Origin of the sequence: Streptomyces cahuitamycinicus (assembly GCF_002891435.1) — a bacterium.
GTDB classification, from domain to species: Bacteria; Actinomycetota; Actinomycetes; order Streptomycetales; family Streptomycetaceae; genus Streptomyces; species Streptomyces cahuitamycinicus.
This window is the reverse complement of sequence record NZ_POUC01000164.1, coordinates 1-16,204: the sequence shown is the minus strand read 5'-3', so window position 1 is coordinate 16,204 and position 16,204 is coordinate 1. Positions and strand designations below refer to the sequence as shown.

Below are 16,204 nucleotides of genomic sequence, written 5' to 3'. Positions count from 1 at the left end.
TGGATGACCAACGAGGCCCCCGAGCAACGTGATTGAGACGTCAGACATCTCGATCAACAGCCCGGGGGCCTCGCTCGTTGCGCTTCACGGCCCATCACCCGATCGGTGGCCAATTCGAAGAAGCTCACTGATCCAACTAGGACGCCGCCACCAGGCTCGATCCCAGACTAACCACTACCAGGGGCAAGCCACTCAGGCAGGAAGATCGCAATCTACAGCTGATGTACTCGACAGTACCTTGGTCGAAGTGTCCCCTCATCGACAGTCGAAGCGGCATACTGGCGCAGCTACAAGCCGGAGGGGGAACTAGATGGCCGACGCGACTACGTCCAGAAACGTGAACGAGCCTGATGGCGACGGAAATGGAGGAAATCAGCCACCGGGGGGTCTCGGGACTCCAATGAAGACACTACTTGCAGGCGCGGTGCTCGCTGGAGTAGTAGGGGGAGTCACGGGTGTAATAGAGAATATGTTTAGCGCGACAGTTGATTACGGAAAAGGCCTGCTATCTCCGAATGATCCGGCTGGCGATGTGCCCATTACAGCTCAAGCGTCGGCCCTTGATCCTGAGGATACATGCGGTGGGGGCGGAGGAGTGGTATATCTAAAACCGCCAACCCTTCCAATCATTAAGCAAGAATTTGAGAAGCGCTGGTCTCCGGAACACCCCTCGTATTATCTGGATTCCAAGTTCAATGCACGTCATGAGGCCAAGGCGGCTAACTACACCATCGTAAACCTACTAATTCAGGGGAAGGGTACGGAGGCTGTCACGATTAAGAACGTAAAGATCAAACCCGTCAAGGTGCAGCCTGCTCCGAAAGGACTCCGGCTGAGGATTCTAGGCCAATGCGGCGATGCTAATATGAGTAGGTTCTCCGTCGACCTCGATGCACGGGAACCAAGGCTCAAGTTCAAGGACGGCAGAAATGACAGTGGGCAGGAGAGGAAGAGCGGGTTTCCGTATCGCGTCACGAAAGGTGACCCCGAGTCGCTAGTTGTCGTGCCTGTCACCAACGTAAGTCACTACCGCTTCAAACTCCTTGTGGAATGGGAAACCGGAGATGCGTCGGGTGTGTTGGAAGTGGGTGACAGAAAGCGCGACAGCGAGCCATTTGAGGTTGTCGCTGGCTTGCCATCACCGAAGTATATGATTCAGCCAGACCTGAAGATACTTCCGCACAAAGAATCGAGGATCACCGATCCTTTTGAATTGATCGACATTCCGAGCGAAGACTAGAGACATTCAATGGCTAAAGTTACGGTACTGTTCCGGTCCTGACCAACACCCTCGGGAGTGAGGGCAGGGAAAGTCGGCCGTCGTCGCCAATGTTCTTCGTCAGGGCTGTGACGGGGGGTACCACCGCCTGGCGAGATTTGAACCCACGACCTCTTTGTCCCGAAGCAACTTGGGTGAGGGAGCTGCCTTGAGCTGGTACGGCGCTCACCTGGGCTGATGGTCCGCAGGCGTTCGCGGCTGTTCGCCGACGTCGCTGGCGTTGTCACGCAGTTACTGAGGTTGAACTCGTGATGTCGCTGGGTTGCTCAGGTGGGTCTAATGGTCAGGCCGGTCTCGGCAAGGCAGCCGTCTATGAGGTGGCTGCGGTACTGGATGTGGCGTAGGCCGTGTCGGATGCGCTGGACGAGGTGTTCGGGGGTGGAGAAGGTGACGTTGGAGAGCCAGCCGCGTCGCAGGAGGGACCAGATCCCTTCGACGGGGTTGAGGTCGGGTGCATAGGGCGGCAGGTAGTAGATAGTCAGCCAGTCCCGGGCCGCGGCGAACTCCCGCAGGCCGACGGCCTTGTGGACGTTCAGGTTGTCCCAGACCAGGACGATCGGGCCACCCAGTTGCTGGTGGGCGGCGATCAGCAGGTCCCGGTAGTCGCGCCAGGAGAAGCTTTTGCGCCCATCGCGTCGGCCGTCGTCCCGGCGTGGCCGGTAGATCAGCCGCGACTTGTGGCCGGGCTTGTAGCAGGTCAGCGCGGCGATGGATATCCGTCTGCGGGAACGGCCGCGGACCCGCACCACCGGGGTCCGGCCGCGCTGTGACCAGGTCTTCGCCTGCGGCGGCGTCATGGAGAATCCGGCTTCGTCCTCGAAGACGAGCCAGGCTCCACGGGCCGCCGCCAGTCTTCCGCGCAGGGCCACACCTCCTTGACCCACCCGGCCACCGCCTCGTCGTCCCGCTCGATGGCGCGTCGGGCCGGAACTTGGCAGGACCAGCCGTTGCGCACCAGGAGCTTGCGCACGCCCTGGACCGTGTAGGTCAGGTGGAAGCGCCGGCCGATCACCGTCTTCACACGGCTCAGTGTCCAGCGTTGGTCTTCCCAGCCGTGCGCGGCGGGCCCCTTGGCCAGCTCCGCCTCCAGTTGGGCGAACTGCTTCTCGCTCAGCCTCGGCAGCGACGCCGGGCCCTGTGACCGCAGAGCCCGCGGACCGCCCTCATCCCACATCCGCCGCCACCGCTGCACCGAGCGGACGCTGACCCGCAGGTCCCTGGCGATCACCGAGCTCGCCTCGCCCTGGGCAAACATCTCGGCGGTCTTCAGCCGTAACTCCTCGCGGAACTGCTGCCGTTCGGCGGTCAGCCCGCCCCCTTGTGGATAGCGCATGCCCCGGTGATACCGCACCGGCGAGGAGTCGTCAGCCCCTACGACTCCACGAGTTCAACCTCAGTAGACACTCACCCGGTACTTCTCCTCGTTTGTGGGAAACACGCGGCCAGAGCAATAGGCCATCCAGCAGACTGGCGACCATGGACTGGATCTCACCCGTCTCCGGACTCGTTGGCGCCCTGGTGGGTGCGGGATTGTCATACCTCGGTACACACCGGGCGCAGGCTAAGGCGCTGGCTGATGCCCGCTTGGCCCGCCTCCAGGCCAAGCAGGACCAAGCCGTAACCACATTGGCCGAGACTTTTGGTGATCTTCAGAAGCATGTCCGGGAGGTCCCAGGCGAATGGGAGCCGGGGATGGACGCCGGGGCGACCGCCGCCGTCACGGCGGCACGACAGGCGTGGGATGAGAAACTGCAAGATTTCATTGCGCCGGCCCGGTTGGCCATCGGGGTCATCCGGGACAAGAAGCTGCGCCGCCGCCTCAACGAGACCATGAACCTGCTGGAAGAGTGGGACAGTGGGCTGGTGTATGCCTTCCACGGCCGCTCCCGTGCCGGAGTGCTGCGCGGGGTGATTGCTCATGCTGTGGAGTGCGTAGGAGCGTGGCAGCGGGAAGAGGCACTGCCCGAACCGAACCACGCCTTCCGGGAGGCGCGGGAGTCCATGCAGGCCAAGCGGGACGAGTGGGAAGCCATCGCGGAGGCCCAGGAGGAAGACCGTCTCCGGCGTCGTGCCGAACGCGACAGTGCAGGCACGCCGCCTCCCCCCGCGGTCGGGTGATGTGAGCTCCGCGGCCATGGGTCCCCAGGATGGGCAACGAGCAATGGCCTCGCGCTCTCAGCTTGGGAAGCTAAGGGTATCTGGGGCTTGCTCCGTGGCTGACCTGCGGCGGAGTGGTGTCGGCGTCTCGTGGGGGTCGACTGGTTCCCCGGTGTTCCCCGCACGATCTGGCACGGGTCTGGCACGGCCTCTTCAACCCTCGGCCGGGTGGTCGTCGACGCCTACCGGGCTGATCTATCGGCCATTCAGCGAGCCGAGCTACCGGCCCCGCCGAGCGGTGGTCGCAAGGTGGCCGCTACGTCTGACGCCGTCGCGAGGATGCGGCCAAGGCTGGCCAGGATGTAGCAGTTTCTGGACAGAGAGCGCGACTCGTGCAACGGCGATGGCTGACCGATCGCAATCTGCACTGATGCCACCAAACCATGCCTTGAGGCGCTATCGTCATTGTGATGCGTGCCTCAGGGCGATACCGGATAGTCCTCCGGTCTAAGAGAATGGCGCTAACGTGAGTTACTCATGGCCGCACAGCGGAATTTCCAAGGTTGAGGTCGTCGATCTGTTTGGTCGATATGACTATTCGATCAGCTTCGCCCGACCGGGGGAGTCCGAACCTTCGGAAAGGGAAAAGGTCTCTCTGCTCTACGGAGATAACGGGAGCGGGAAGACCACCATTCTCAAACTTATTTTTAACCTACTTTCCAGTTCCCCTAATCAAGGACATCGCACGGCCATTGTTAATGCGCCCTTCAAGCTTTTCCGGGTGACCCTCATGAATGGCCATGAGATTACGGCAATTAAAGAGAGCGTCAACCCCTCCGGCTGCACCGTAATGGTGCACTTTGGAGGTGAAAAAATCCTAGAAGAAGTCTACGAAGTGGATTCTCAAGGAAAAATTCCGCGTCGGTCTTCCCTGGAGCTGGACGCCATCACATCTAGGTTGGGGCGCCTGTCGGCAGGCGAGTTGTCTCGTATGACCCCCAGGGAAATTGCAAGACTTGCGGATCTTAGCCGTGAGGACCACTACGTCAACTACCTGTCGGAAATCAACATTGCTCCACATTTCCTCGCAGATGACCGAAGGATGCACGGAGACGATATTGAAGATCCGGGCATTGATGGCGATCAGGGCTTGGATGCGCGAAGGGTACGTCGAACTCGTGGGACATCCCTGTCTGTTGAGCTAGATAGTGCAATCAGGCGGGTGAATGAGCTTTTCCGTCAGCTCGTAATCAGCGGGAATGCCAGCGGTTCACGGAGTACTGACAATGTATATCTCGATCTATTGCGCAGAATCGCTAACGTAGGTAGCTCACCAACCGAAAAGGACGAAATCAGAGATAACCTGAGGCGCCGACTTGTGGGCCTTGCTGAGCGAACCTCACGCTTCAACGAATTCGGGTTGGCTGCACCGCTTGATGCCGTCACATTCTCGCGGGTGTTGGAGAAGATCCCCCTAGACCGTTTGGAAATTGCTGAGGACGTTCTGGGCCCCTACCTGGACGCGCAAGACGCGCGTCTGGATGCCCTGAACGAGGCTGAGACTCTGATTCGTACGCTTGTTAAACAAGTGAACACATTCTTCACGGATAAAGAAGTGGGGTTCACTGTACGAAACGGAATACAGATTGACGCCGGGGGCGATGAACCGCTGCCTCCCGGAAAGCTATCATCGGGTGAGCGTCAAATCCTCCTCCTTCTCGTAAACACGATTCAAGCCCGGCATGGGACTCGGCTCTTTTTGATCGACGAGCCGGAGATCAGTCTGAACGTAAAATGGCAGCGTAAGCTGATCACCGCACTTCTGGCCTGCGCTGAGAAAAGCAATGTCCAATTTGTTATTGCAACACACTCTATCGAGATCATCACCGGAAACACGGATAGACTTGCTCGCTTGACTGCGCTGGGGGATAAGTGACTGACGCTAATCGGTATCGCCCTGAGGCGTTGGCTACGCTCTACGAACTTGAGCCGGACATTCGCGATGTGATTGTGGAAGGTCAAGTCGATGCCCATTTTTATCACTGGTTCTTGGATTGCGCGGGTGTCGGTGATGACGTTCGAGTCTTTTCGGTGAAAGATCGCGTTATCGTTGACGACTCCACGATAACGGAGCACGGAAATCTAATTGGCGAGCGTGGGCGTGTAATAACAGTGGCCCAAATTGTGAATGATATGGCCCCGGATCAACGCAGCGGGATCTTCATTGCAGATGCAGACTATGGACCTGTAGGTCAGGACAACTTCCCTCGGCTGAATTGCCTGATATACACCGATTATGGATCTCTGGAGATTTACGCCTTCAATGTAAGAACTATAGAAAAGGTCCTCAGAGTCATATTGAGGGCTCCTAGAGCCCTGGCAGCATCGGCTGTGTTGGCGGCAATGTCTGACGCTCTCAGGTCACTGTTCTATGCGCGACTGGTCATGAGATGCGCACCCGGTGGTGCCCCGCTAGTCAAGAAGTACGCCGAATGCTGCGCTGTCTCTAATGGCGTGCTCGTGCTGGATTATGAGAGCCTGCTGCGCAATTCATTTTCGAGCGTGCGGAAAGCGGAGCGTGATGGATGGAATGAGGAGCGACTCTATAAGTTGTATCTCGACTTCATTAAGGAAGGTGCCTCTGATGATGTCAGAAAAGAAATGTCGGGGCATGATGTCAGTGCACTCTTGATTCGATACCTGAAGATCGCAGCCCCGCAGGTATTCCGAGAAGATAGAAAGGGTTTCGAAGATCGCGATACTATGGAACGGGCATTGATGAGTTCCGTTGAGTTCGTTGATGTCGAGAGAGAGCCGCTATTTGTAGAGCTTGTGTCGCGAGTGGTCTGATCAGGTCAATCGAAACTAGAAGGTCGGTGGAGCGGCTTTGGGGTGGCGCTGCTTTGGCGCGAGTGATCATGGCCCCGTAAGCTTCCGGCGCGTCGGGCAGTCTGTGGACCTGCCCGGTAAAGCACGACGTTGGGGCCATGATCTTCGAGGCTCGCGCCAAAGTGGCTCCGTAAAGCCGTGGAGCCGACCGCCCCAGCCACGACGTACCCCTTCTCTGGCATCAGGCGACTGCATGCTTTGAGCGCGGCACGGGCGTCGGCCGGGCTGGAGCGGGGGCGGAGACTGGAGCGCAGGCCCGGCCGGGGGCCGGGCCGCGCGCGGTGAGCGGAGCGAGCCGCCTTGAACCAGTAGAGAAAGTTGTAACTCAGTCTGTGGTGTGGGGCGTGAAGTCGTATGCGCAGGCTGGGAGATCGGCACCTTGACGGTGAGCCATCGGCAGGAAGACCACTGGTCGGATCGTCCATGTGATGCGGGTGCTGGCGTGTGTCAGAGAGACCGTGCAGGGTTCCATGCGTAAGAGGGCTCGTCGGGTATCGATGCGGCCGTCGTAGAGCCACGCCCAGGCCTCGTCGGAGGCGTCCGGGTCGAGTGCTGGTGAGATCGTGCGCAGGGCGACCGCTACCCATCTGTCAGCCTGCGGTGCTGAGTAGGCGTCGAAGGATGCCCGGAGTGCCGGCCACCCCGTCTCGTCGTTGACGTCTTGCGTCCAGCACTCGCACCAGAATCCCCTCTGCGGCTTGTCCATCAGCACGGGTGCCCTCCCGGCTGAGCGTCCGTGAAGAGTTCCGCGGTGACGGTGTAGCCACTGTGGCTGCCGTGGACGACCACTCGGTGTGCGATGACGCTGACCATTCCCAAGCCTCGGCCGTGCACGGCGTCCTCGCTCGGCTGCTCGACCTTCGGGGCCGTGCCAGTCCCTCCCTCGTCAGTGACCGACAGGGCAACCACCTTGGGGGAGACCGCGAGGGCCAGATGGAAGCTGCCCAGCCCGCCGCTCGCCGTGTGAAGGATCGCGTTCGCGCTCAGCTCGCTCACGATCAATTCGGCGTCGTGGGCCACGGGAGATCCGCGCAGGATGTCCCGCGTCCAGCGGCGGGCCCGGCTGACCTCTTCCGGAAAACCTGGGCAAGTGAGTCCCCAGACCCGGGCGGTGCTCGTATACTCGTGCATACAAGTTCCTTCGTGCTGGTAGGCCGCCATGTGCAGCGGGTTCGGGCTAGACGAGTTTCACGCCGTCGTGGGCGCGGATGGCCGGCGGGGATACCGCGTCGAGTGCGTCCAGGACGCGGATCGCGTATGCCTCGTCGGCGAGTTCGATGACTTCTTCGCGGGTGGCCCAGCGCAGTGCGCGGGTCTCGTCCCCGGTGGTGGGTGTGCCGTCGGCGGCCTCACAGCGGAAGACCATGGAGACGATCAGGCCCTTCATGTTCTTGTAGATCCCGGTCAGGGTCGCTGGAAGCGTGATCTTGATGCCGGTCTCTTCGAGAACTTCGCGCTGGAGGGCCTCGGGGATGGTTTCCTCGCGTTCGAGGATTCCGCCCGGGGGTTCCCAGTGGCCGTTGTCGCGGCGTTTGATCAAGAGGGCCCGGCCCTGGTCGTCGACGATGACTCCGGCGACGCTCACGGAGTGCGGACGGTCGGTGCTCACGTTCCTCTGCCCTCTCGGATGGCTAGGCTCTCCACCGTAGCAACAAAGCTCGCCCACTCGTCTAGATACCTAAAGGAGTACACGTGCCCTCTCTTTCCTCCGGCCTCCTCGGCGATCTCGACCCCACGAGCGATCGTGCGGTCTTCCGGCAGATCGCCGACCAGCTGCGCGAGGCCATCGACCGTGGGCGATTCAAGGAGGGCGAAAAGCTGCCCTCCGAGGCCGAACTCGTCGAGCATTACGGGGTTTCCCGTATGACCGTTCGCAACTCCTTCTCTGTCCTCCAGGGCGAGGGCCTGGTGCACGCCGAGCACGGCAAGGGCGTCTTCGTACGACCACGACCGCCTGTCAGGCGGCTCGCCTCCGACCGGTTCGCCCGGCGCCACCGCGAGCAGGGCAAGTCCGCGTTCATCGTCGAGGCCGACGCAGCCGGCAGCCACCCGCAGGTGGACAGCCTGGAGGTCAAGGAGGAGAAGGCCAGCCAGGACGTCTCCACCCGGCTCGGGTCAGTGCGGCGAGTGCTCGCCCGGCGTCGGCGGTATCTGCTGGACGGGCGGCCGGTGGAGTTCGCTACCTCGTATCTGCCCCTCGACATCGCACGGGGGACGCCGATCGCCGAGCCGAACCCCGGGCCCGGTGGCATCTACGCCCGGCTTGAGGAGCTGGGCCACCGCCTCGACCACTTCGAGGAGGAGATCCGCGCCCGGATGCCCTCGCCTGATGAGGTCCGGACGCTTCGGCTGGCCTCCGGCGTGCCGGTCATTCACCTGATCCGAACCGCGTTCGACCAGGAGGGAAGGGCCGTGGAGGTCTGCGACACGGTCATGGCGGCCGACGCGTACGTCCTGTCGTACCAGCTCCCGGCGACGTGAGTACCTGATCGGCGGTGGTGCGCGGGGTGCTTCTCCGAACTCGTACACCCCAACACGCTTACTCGTATAGACGAGTGGGCAAATTGTGTGGCAAGGTGGTTGCCGTTCCCGGAGATCGGGTTCGAATATCGCATCTTGTATAGACGAGTAGATGGGAAGAAGTCTTGCGCACCATCCGTGTAGAGACCTCCGCCGCGACGATCCTGCTGACCGAGGCGCCCGAGCCCAAGGTCCGCGACCGGCAGACGGGCGAGATCGCCAAGGACGCCACCAGCGGAGAGGCACTGATGACGATCGGCGTCGTCTACCTGGAGGACGGCGAGTCGTCGCTGATCAAGGTCACCGTTCCGGAGAGCGGAGTGTCCGAGGGGCTCACGCTCGGGGCTCCGGTCTCTCTGCCGGGTCTGGTGGCCCGGCCGTGGGAGAGCGTCTTCAACGGGCAGCAGCGCCACGGCATCGCCTACCGCGCCGCCGCCGTGACACCGGCCGCATTCCCGGCCGCCACCGGGGCCGCTGCCTGATGACCGACCTGACGACGCTCCTGGAGGTGGGTGGTCCTGTCGCCGCTGTCGGCGGCGGGGCCGCCTACGCCCGCGCCAAGCATCCCGGGGTGTACTGGTCCACGGTCGGCTTGCCGATATCCACGGCCCGGCTCCTCAGCTCCTATGGCTCGGTCATGGAGGCCTGCGGCCTGACCGTGGCTCCCACCCGGCTGCGGGTGCTGGCGGTCAAGGCCACCACCCGCCGTGAGGTCCGTCCCGTACCGCCGCGTCGGGGCATCATCCGGCCCACCTCGACCGGGCTGCGGCTCCGTCTGCGGCTCGCTCCGGGGCAGGAACCAGCCGACGTCGCCGCCTCGGCCGAACGGCTGCGGCACGCCTGGGGCGTCCACGCCGTGTACGTGACCACGATCAAGCCCGGTGTGGTTGAGCTGCGGCTGGTCGGCTTCGATGTGCTGCGGCGAGTGCGGATGCCGCGCAGGGTGGACGCCGAGTTCCTTCAGGTGCCGGTGGCCCTGCGGGAGGACGCCATGCCGTTCATACGCGACTACCGGACTGTGCCCCACCAACTCACCCTCGGCGCCACGCTGTCGGGCAAGTCCATGTACCTGCGGCACCTGATCACCGGACTCGCCTCTCAGCCGGTCGCCTTGATCGGTATCGACTGCAAGCGCGGTGTGGAGCTGGCGCCGTTCGCCTCCCGCCTCTCCGCGCTGGCGACCGAACCGGAACAGGCAGCCGACCTGCTGCCCGTGCTCGTGAAAGAAATGGAGGACCGATACGACCTGATCAAGGCCCGGCAAGGCATCGCCCCGAACACTCCGGCCGAGGAAATCACCTCCGATGTCTGGGGACTGCCCGACTCCGAACGCCCGGTCCCGATCGTGCTGTTCGTGGACGAGGTGGCTGAACTCTTCCTCGTCGCCACGAGGAAGGACGAGGAACGCCGGGACGAGATGGTCACCCAGCTCATTCGCCTCGCCCAACTCGGCCGCGCGGCCGGCATCTACTTGGAGGTCTGCGGCCAGCGTTTCGGTGCCGAGCTGGGCAAGGGCGCCACCATGCTGCGGGCCCAGTTGACCGGCCGCGTCTGCCACCGCGTCAACGACGAAGCCTCCGCGAAGATGGCGCTCGGCGACATCGCACCCGAAGCGGTCACGGCCGCCTGCGCCATTGCCCCCGAACAGCCCGGCCTCGCCGTGGCCGGTGACACCTCCGGCGGCTGGTCCCGCATCCGCACGCCGTACCTGTCCCTCGGCGACGCTGCCGAGACCTGCCGTGAGTGGGCCCACCTGGTCCCCGACCTGCCCGCGCTCAAGCCCTTCCGGCCCGACGTGCCCGTACGGCCCGTCGAGGCGCCGGGCCCGGCTGTCCGGCCCCGGCCAGTGGCCGACTGACCCGCGTCCTCACTCAACCCCGGTCGGCGTGACCGCCTCACGCCACGTCCCTACCCCTCCCATGCCCGAATTCGGAAGGAGCCGCAGCATGCGCGCCCACCTGGCCCGCGTCGATGCGGTGCTCGTTCAGGCGGTCATCGCCGCCGCGCTGTCCTTCGCCCACCTGCACGATGTCGCCTCGGCGGCCGGGCAGGACGGGTGGAAGGCGTGGGCCTACCCGATCAGCGTTGACCTGTTGCTCGTCGCCGCCTGGCGCCGATTGCGCTCCGGAGAGGCGAAAGCGGCCGGGTGGTGCTGGTTCCTGATCGCACTCGCCGCGTCCCTGGGCGCGAACGTCGCCACCGCCGGCCTGCTCGACCTGGATCACGTACCGGCGTGGCTGCGCATCCTCGTGGCGGGCTGGCCCGCGGTCGCCTTCCTCGGCGGAACGCTCCTGGTCCACTCGCCGCCGACAGCGCACGACGAGACCACTGACGCCGTGGACCAACAGGATCCTGACGACATCGAGGACCAGGAGAACGCGCCCGATCCTGCGCCAGACCCCCCGACGACGGCAGCCGACCCGGCACCGGCCCCACCGTTGGCCCCGCCTCCGGTCGCTGTTCCGGCCGCCCTGGTCGAGCACGCCCGCAAAGTCGCCGCCGACCATCGCACCCGCACTGGAACAGCCATCGACACACCGACCCTGCGCGCCCGCCTCGGCGTCCCACCGCCCATGGCCGAAGCCATAGCCGCCCAACTCACCTGACCAGCAAAGGGAGATCATGCCGCTCTTCTGCTTCAACACGGCCGCCGACTACCTCTCAGCGGCCCGCGAGATGGCCGTCAGCGGTCGGTCGGCGCTCGCCCGGCTCCTCGCCGAGGAAGCCGCCGACCGCACGCCGGATCCAGAGGAAGCCGCCCGGATCCTGCGCGACTTCCCCCGCCCCAGCCCTCGACAGGAGGACTGACCATGCCCGCGCCGAAGCGCTTCCGCCACGTCAGCCGCATCGGCCCCGTCCAGGTCGGCACGTCCTACGACGGTCGCGGCCGCGAGAAACACACCGCCGCCTGCACCGCCCCGCGCTGCGGCTTCTCCGCCGACTACGACAGCCGCGCCGCCGCCGAGCTGGCCGCCCGCACCCACCGCTGCCCCGTCCGCTGAAAGGACCCTCGCCCCGTGACCGTCAGCCTGCCGCTTGTCGTCGTCCTCGGCTTCTTCGCCTGGGGAGCAGTCAGGTTCCTCGGCGTCCGCGTCTGGATCGTCGTCCTGATCGCCCTCTTCGGCTTCTGGCTCTCCCGCACCTTCCTCGCACCCGCCATCGAGTCCGGCACGCGCTCCGGCGTGACCGTCATAAACGGCTCACACGCCTAGACGAGTAGATAAGGAGCCCTGACCGTGTTCCTCCCGAAGTACCCCGACAGCCCGACCCCGCCGCCCGCGCACACCCACACCCCGACCGAGTCGGCACCCGTACGGCGCTCGCTCCCGTCGGTCTCCATCGATCAGAAGACCGTCGTGGCCCTGGTCGTCGGCGGGGTCGTCCTCACCGCGCTCCTGGCGGCCGTCGCCGTCACGGCCATCTCCGTAACCGTCGCCGCCGTCGTCCTGCGCTCCATGCTCCGCGACCACCACCGCCGCTGAACCGCGCTGGCCTCCGGGGCGGCGGCACACGACCAAGCATCTCGCCGCCCCGGCGCCTGCTCCTCCCGACCCAGCAAGTCAGAAGGGGAAACGCCATCTTCACCCGCACCACTCCGGCACCTCTCCCGGAACTCGCGAACCTGGCCGCGCAGGGCACGCTGCCGGGTATCCTCCGCCAACTCTCCGGACTCGGCGGCTGCACCCACCCGATCCGCCTTGACGGCCACCGCACCGAGTACGACGTCGACACCCGCACCGGCGAGATCGGCAACGTCCTCCACCGCCTCGACTCGACCAGCCTCCCGGCCGGACAGCTCCTCGTCCGCTGCAACAACCGCCGCACGACCCGCTGCGCGGCCTGCGCCGAGGTCTACCGCCGCGACACCTTCCACCTGATCACCTCCGGCCTGCGCGGCGGTAAGGGCACCCCCGAACACGTTGCCACGCACCCGCGCGTGTTCGCCACCTTCACCGCGCCGAGCTTCGGCCCGGTTCACAACCGCCCCTCCAGCGGTCGCCCCTGCCGCTGCGGCACCCACCACGACCAGGACGACGACGTACTCGGCTCCGCGCTCGACCCGGACACCTACGACTACGAAGCTGCCGTGCTCTGGAACGCCCACGCCGGTCCGCTCTGGCGGCGCTTCTCGACCTATCTGCGCCGGGAGGTTGCCAAACGCGCCAGCCTGTCTCAGCGGCGCTTCCGCGAGCACGCCCGCGTGTCCTTCGCCAAGGTCGCCGAGTACCAGAAGCGCGGCGCGGTCCACTTCCACGCCGTCATCCGCATCGACGGCCCCAGCGGCGGCGACACTCCACCCCCTACCTGGGCGACCGCCGATCTACTCACGGACGCCATCCGCGCTGCCGCTGCCAAGGTCCGGGTGGACGGCCCGGTCATCGACGGCCGCACCTACACCTTCACCTTCGGCCGCCAACTCGACGTGCGCACCATCCGCTCGGCCGACTTCAACGACGGCCAGGAGCTCACCGAACGAGCTGTTGCCGCCTACATCGCCAAGTACGCCACCAAGGGCGCTGAGACCGCGACGGGAGCTCTCGACCGGCCACTCAAGTTCGCCGCCGAACTCGCCCAGCTCGACATCAGCGACCACGCCCGCCGCATGATCCGAACCGCCTGGTTCCTCGGCGCACGCAAAGACCTCGAACACCTCCGACTGCGCGCGTGGGCTCACATGCTCGGATTCCGCGGCCACTTCTCCACCAAGTCCCGCCGCTACTCCACCACCCTCGGTGCCCTCCGCGACGCCCGCGCCGAATGGCGCCGCGCCCAAGCCGCAGCAGCCACCGGACCCGAGCCCGAGACGACGTACGTGCTCTCGCACTGGGCCTTCGCCGGAACCGGCCTCTCGGACACCGAAGCCTGGCTTGCCGCATCCCTCGAACCCGCCCCCGGAACGGAAGGAGAGCCCACCCATGCATGACGACGAACTGCTGACGGTGCCTGACGTGATGGAGCGGCTGAAGCTCGGCCGCTCAACCGTCTACGACCTTATCCGCTCCCGTCGTCTGCCCTCGATCACCATCGGCCGGTGCCGTCGCATCCCCGCGCGGGCTGTCCGCGAGTACATCACCCACGAACTGGAGGCAGCCGCCTGATGGCCCAGCAACGCAAGCGCAACCCCAACGGCGCCGGCACCATCACCAAGCGCAAGGACGGCCGCTTCCAGTGCGCGGTCTACGTCCTCCAGCCGGACGGCACCCGCGCCCGCAAGTTCGCCTACGGCAAGACCTGGGCCGAGTGTGACGCCAAGCGTCGTGAGCTGCTCGACAAGGTGGACCAGGGCGTTCCCGTGCCCACCAAGTCGGCCAGGCTTTCGGACTGGCTCCCGTACTGGCTGGACAATGTCATCAAGCCCCGGCGGAAACTCAGCACGTTCGACAAGTACGAGGCACATGTCCGGCTCTACCTCGTGCCCCTGCTCGGCTCCAAGCGGCTCGAATCCCTCGGCGTCGCTGACGTCCGCCGCTTCCTCGTCCGCCTGGAGAGGGAGACGACCGCCGCAACGGCCAAAGAGTCGCACCGAGTTCTGCGCTCGGCGCTGTCCTCCGCCTGCCGAGAGGAACTCATCACGCGCAACGTCGCCAAGCTCGTCGAGCCGCCCCGCACGGACAAACCCGAGCTGCACCCCTGGACCCTCGACGAGACGCTCGACTTCCTCGCCGCCTCCCGCAAAGACCCGCTCTACGCGGCCTTCGTCCTGGCCATCGCCATGGGGCTCCGCCGAGGAGAGATCGTGGGCCTGCGCTGGGCGGACCTCGACCTCGACAACCGTGTCCTGTACGTCCGCCACCAGGTCCAGCGCCGCCGCGGCGTTCTGTACGACGACGACCCCAAGAGCCGCCGTCGCCGGGCGGTCCCTCTCCCCGCCCTCTGCATCGCGCCCCTGCGCTGGCACCGCCTACGGCAGGCGGACGCTCGTGCCAAGGCGGGGGAGAGGTGGCAGGAGTCGGGCTACGTGTTCGCCACACGAACCGGCCGCCCGGTCGAGCCGCGCAACCTGTACCGCTCCTTCACCCGCGTCGCCGAGTCCGCTGGCCTCCGTGTGATCCGACTGCACGACGCTCGCCACGGGACGGCCACGTTGCTCACGGCGGCCGGAGTCGCGCCCCGAGTCGTGATGGAGATCCTCGGTCACTCACAGATCAGCATCACCATGGACGTCTACACCCACGTCGTCCAGGACACCCAGCGCGAAGCCATGAGCCACATGGACCGCCTGCTCAGGAGACGACCCATCCGCGAGTGACCGCCCGCGTTGATGTCAGAAGTAGATGTCAAAGGCCCCGGACCATGATCGGTCCGGGGCCTTTTGGCCGGTGCCCCCGGCAGGATTCGAACCTGCGACACCCGCTTTAGGAGAGCGGTGCTCTATCCCCTGAGCTACGAAGGCAGTGGCAGCGGACGCAAGCAGCGACATGCCTGTGGTCTGGGAGGACCACAGGCGTCAGCGTACCGGATGCGGGTCGGGCGGGTGTGGGGGTCATGTCGGGATCCGGGGCCGGTAGGTGGCATGGGGACACGTCAGGAACCCGGGACCCGGCGCGCGCGTGGCATGGAGGAACGTCAGGCCTCCGCTGCCGGGCCCGTCAGAGCCGTGAGTCGGGCCGGTGGGGCATTCACGACGCCGGGACGCGTGTGAAGCGCGCTGCCGTATGGAAGTCCGTCTGGATGCGCGTCGCCGTCGCTGTCAGTTCCGGGAGGAGGTCCGTCACGCACTCCCTTGGGGTGCGGCGGCTGGCGTGGAGTGCTGTGTTCAGGGCCGCCACCACCCGGCCCGACCGGTCGCGGATCGGGACCGCGATCGAGCGGAGGCCCTCCTCCAGTTCCTCGTCCACCAGGGCGTAGCCCTGGGAGCGGACCGTGGCCAGGACACCTTCATCACCAGGGTTCGGGTTGGTGCCGACGGCCGTGTCCGCCAGCAGGACCCGGCCCAGTGCCGTCGGGTACGCCGGCAGGCGCGTGCCCACCGTGATGTGCACGCTCATCACCCGGGCCGTGGCCACCCGGGCCGTGTACTGGATCTCCTCACCGGAGTCCGACAGCACCGCCAGTGACGTCGACTCGTGGATGCGGGACGTCAGGTCGGCCAGGTGGGGCTGGGCGATCTCGGGGAGAGAAGTGCGGGACAGGGGCGGGAAGCCGAGGGAGAGGACCCGCGGGGTCAGTGTGAAGGTGCGGCCGGCCGGGGCTACCAGGCCCAGGTGTTCGTAGGTGATCAGGGCCCGCCGGGCCGTCGCCCGGGCCAGGCCCGTCGCCCGGGCCACCTCCGTGAGGGTCAGCTCCTGCCTGCCCTCGCCGAAGGCCGTGAGGACGGCCAGTCCCCGGGCCAGGGATTCGATGAACCCGCGCCCCAGCTGCTGCTTGGACGCGCCCGTCCAGAGCGCCAGGTCCGTGGGGGGCGGACCGGGCTCGGGG

Annotated in this window: 20 protein-coding genes and 1 tRNA gene; 15 read left to right on the top strand and 6 right to left on the bottom strand. The window is 65.3% G+C overall.

Translation table 11 applies throughout. The annotated features are described in order from the left end of the window. Nucleotides 1-310: 310 nt before the first annotated feature. Nucleotides 311-1,240: a hypothetical protein gene (locus tag C1J00_RS44730; RefSeq protein ID WP_146046235.1), complete on the top strand. Its 930-nt coding sequence runs from the start codon at nt 311-313 to the stop codon at nt 1,238-1,240. Between the two features lie 305 nt (nt 1,241-1,545). Here C1J00_RS44730 and C1J00_RS48320 read toward each other — a convergent pair. Continuing rightward, nucleotides 1,546-2,612, bottom strand: a protein-coding gene (locus C1J00_RS48320) for an IS630 family transposase (RefSeq protein ID WP_439333426.1) whose coding sequence is annotated in 2 segments (ribosomal slippage) — nt 1,546-2,166 and nt 2,169-2,612 — 1,065 coding nt in all. Because the reading frame shifts where the segments join, the coding sequence is not laid out codon by codon here. A gap of 143 nt (nt 2,613-2,755) precedes the next feature. Here C1J00_RS48320 and C1J00_RS21995 point away from each other — a divergent pair. From C1J00_RS21995 to C1J00_RS44725, 3 genes are all read left to right on the top strand, one after another. Beyond that, complete coding sequence (locus tag C1J00_RS21995; RefSeq protein WP_102910789.1) at nt 2,756-3,397, top strand: hypothetical protein; 642 nt, start codon at nt 2,756-2,758, stop codon at nt 3,395-3,397. Between the two features lie 505 nt (nt 3,398-3,902). Further along, nucleotides 3,903-5,312 carry an AAA family ATPase gene (locus C1J00_RS21990; protein ID WP_146046233.1) on the top strand — a complete coding sequence of 470 codons (1,410 nt, stop codon included), beginning with the start codon at nt 3,903-3,905 and terminating at the stop codon, nt 5,310-5,312. 29 nt (nt 5,313-5,341) lie between these two features. After that, on the top strand, nt 5,342-6,226 hold the full coding sequence (locus C1J00_RS44725) for a hypothetical protein (RefSeq protein WP_146046232.1): 885 nt from the start codon (nt 5,342-5,344) through the stop codon (nt 6,224-6,226). 364 nt (nt 6,227-6,590) lie between these two features. Here C1J00_RS44725 and C1J00_RS46910 read toward each other — a convergent pair whose 3' ends face one another. Genes C1J00_RS46910 through C1J00_RS21975 form a run of 3 tightly spaced genes read right to left on the bottom strand, consistent with a single transcriptional unit; the run spans nt 6,591 to nt 7,850 of the window. Further along, entirely contained in the window at nt 6,591-6,971 is a 381-nt protein-coding gene (locus tag C1J00_RS46910) for a hypothetical protein (protein ID WP_245936445.1), read from the bottom strand. Continuing rightward, nucleotides 6,971-7,396: an ATP-binding protein gene (locus tag C1J00_RS21980; RefSeq protein ID WP_102910786.1), complete on the bottom strand. Its 426-nt coding sequence runs from the start codon at nt 7,394-7,396 to the stop codon at nt 6,971-6,973. The genes C1J00_RS46910 and C1J00_RS21980 overlap by 1 nt, the downstream gene beginning before the upstream one ends. A 46-nt stretch (nt 7,397-7,442) precedes the next feature. Beyond that, nucleotides 7,443-7,850, bottom strand: coding sequence for an NUDIX hydrolase (locus C1J00_RS21975; RefSeq protein WP_102910791.1), 408 nt, complete (start codon nt 7,848-7,850; stop codon nt 7,443-7,445). A 107-nt stretch (nt 7,851-7,957) separates the two neighbouring features. Here C1J00_RS21975 and C1J00_RS21970 point away from each other — a divergent pair, with 107 nt between their 5' ends. The 11 genes from C1J00_RS21970 to C1J00_RS21920 all read left to right on the top strand — a co-directional run bounded on the left by C1J00_RS21970 (nt 7,958) and on the right by C1J00_RS21920 (nt 15,035). Continuing rightward, nucleotides 7,958-8,746 (top strand): GntR family transcriptional regulator, encoded by a 789-nt coding sequence (locus C1J00_RS21970; protein ID WP_020274970.1) that lies wholly within the window; start codon nt 7,958-7,960, stop codon nt 8,744-8,746. Nucleotides 8,747-8,910: 164 nt separating this feature from the next. Then, complete coding sequence (locus C1J00_RS21965; RefSeq protein ID WP_030851889.1) at nt 8,911-9,267, top strand: SCO3933 family regulatory protein; 357 nt, start codon at nt 8,911-8,913, stop codon at nt 9,265-9,267. Next, nucleotides 9,267-10,643 carry an FtsK/SpoIIIE domain-containing protein gene (locus tag C1J00_RS21960; RefSeq protein ID WP_102910785.1) on the top strand — a complete coding sequence of 459 codons (1,377 nt, stop codon included), beginning with the start codon at nt 9,267-9,269 and terminating at the stop codon, nt 10,641-10,643. The genes C1J00_RS21965 and C1J00_RS21960 overlap by 1 nt, the downstream gene beginning before the upstream one ends. Before the next feature lie 88 nt (nt 10,644-10,731). Continuing rightward, nucleotides 10,732-11,391, top strand: coding sequence for a DUF2637 domain-containing protein (locus C1J00_RS21955; protein WP_102910784.1), 660 nt, complete (start codon nt 10,732-10,734; stop codon nt 11,389-11,391). Nucleotides 11,392-11,407: 16 nt separating this feature from the next. Beyond that, on the top strand, nt 11,408-11,593 hold the full coding sequence (locus tag C1J00_RS21950) for a hypothetical protein (RefSeq protein ID WP_102910783.1): 186 nt from the start codon (nt 11,408-11,410) through the stop codon (nt 11,591-11,593). Nucleotides 11,594-11,595: 2 nt separating this feature from the next. After that, nucleotides 11,596-11,787: a mobile element transfer protein gene (locus tag C1J00_RS21945; protein ID WP_102910782.1), complete on the top strand. Its 192-nt coding sequence runs from the start codon at nt 11,596-11,598 to the stop codon at nt 11,785-11,787. 15 nt (nt 11,788-11,802) lie between these two features. Further along, nucleotides 11,803-11,997 (top strand): hypothetical protein, encoded by a 195-nt coding sequence (locus C1J00_RS21940; RefSeq protein ID WP_102910781.1) that lies wholly within the window; start codon nt 11,803-11,805, stop codon nt 11,995-11,997. A gap of 24 nt (nt 11,998-12,021) precedes the next feature. Then, nucleotides 12,022-12,267: a SpdD protein gene (locus C1J00_RS21935; RefSeq protein WP_102910780.1), complete on the top strand. Its 246-nt coding sequence runs from the start codon at nt 12,022-12,024 to the stop codon at nt 12,265-12,267. Nucleotides 12,268-12,425: 158 nt separating this feature from the next. Then, nucleotides 12,426-13,709: a replication initiator gene (locus C1J00_RS21930; protein ID WP_102910779.1), complete on the top strand. Its 1,284-nt coding sequence runs from the start codon at nt 12,426-12,428 to the stop codon at nt 13,707-13,709. After that, entirely contained in the window at nt 13,702-13,884 is a 183-nt protein-coding gene (locus C1J00_RS21925; protein WP_062927388.1) for a helix-turn-helix domain-containing protein, read from the top strand. The genes C1J00_RS21930 and C1J00_RS21925 overlap by 8 nt, the downstream gene beginning before the upstream one ends. Beyond that, entirely contained in the window at nt 13,884-15,035 is a 1,152-nt protein-coding gene (locus C1J00_RS21920; RefSeq protein WP_102910778.1) for a tyrosine-type recombinase/integrase, read from the top strand. Before C1J00_RS21925 ends, C1J00_RS21920 begins: the two co-directional genes overlap by 1 nt. A gap of 71 nt (nt 15,036-15,106) precedes the next feature. Here C1J00_RS21920 and C1J00_RS21915 read toward each other — a convergent pair. Beyond that, nucleotides 15,107-15,179, bottom strand: a tRNA-Arg gene (locus C1J00_RS21915). A 226-nt stretch (nt 15,180-15,405) separates the two neighbouring features. Continuing rightward, the coding region (locus tag C1J00_RS21910) for an IclR family transcriptional regulator domain-containing protein (protein WP_146046231.1) at nt 15,406-16,204 on the bottom strand (799 nt) is incomplete at its 5' end.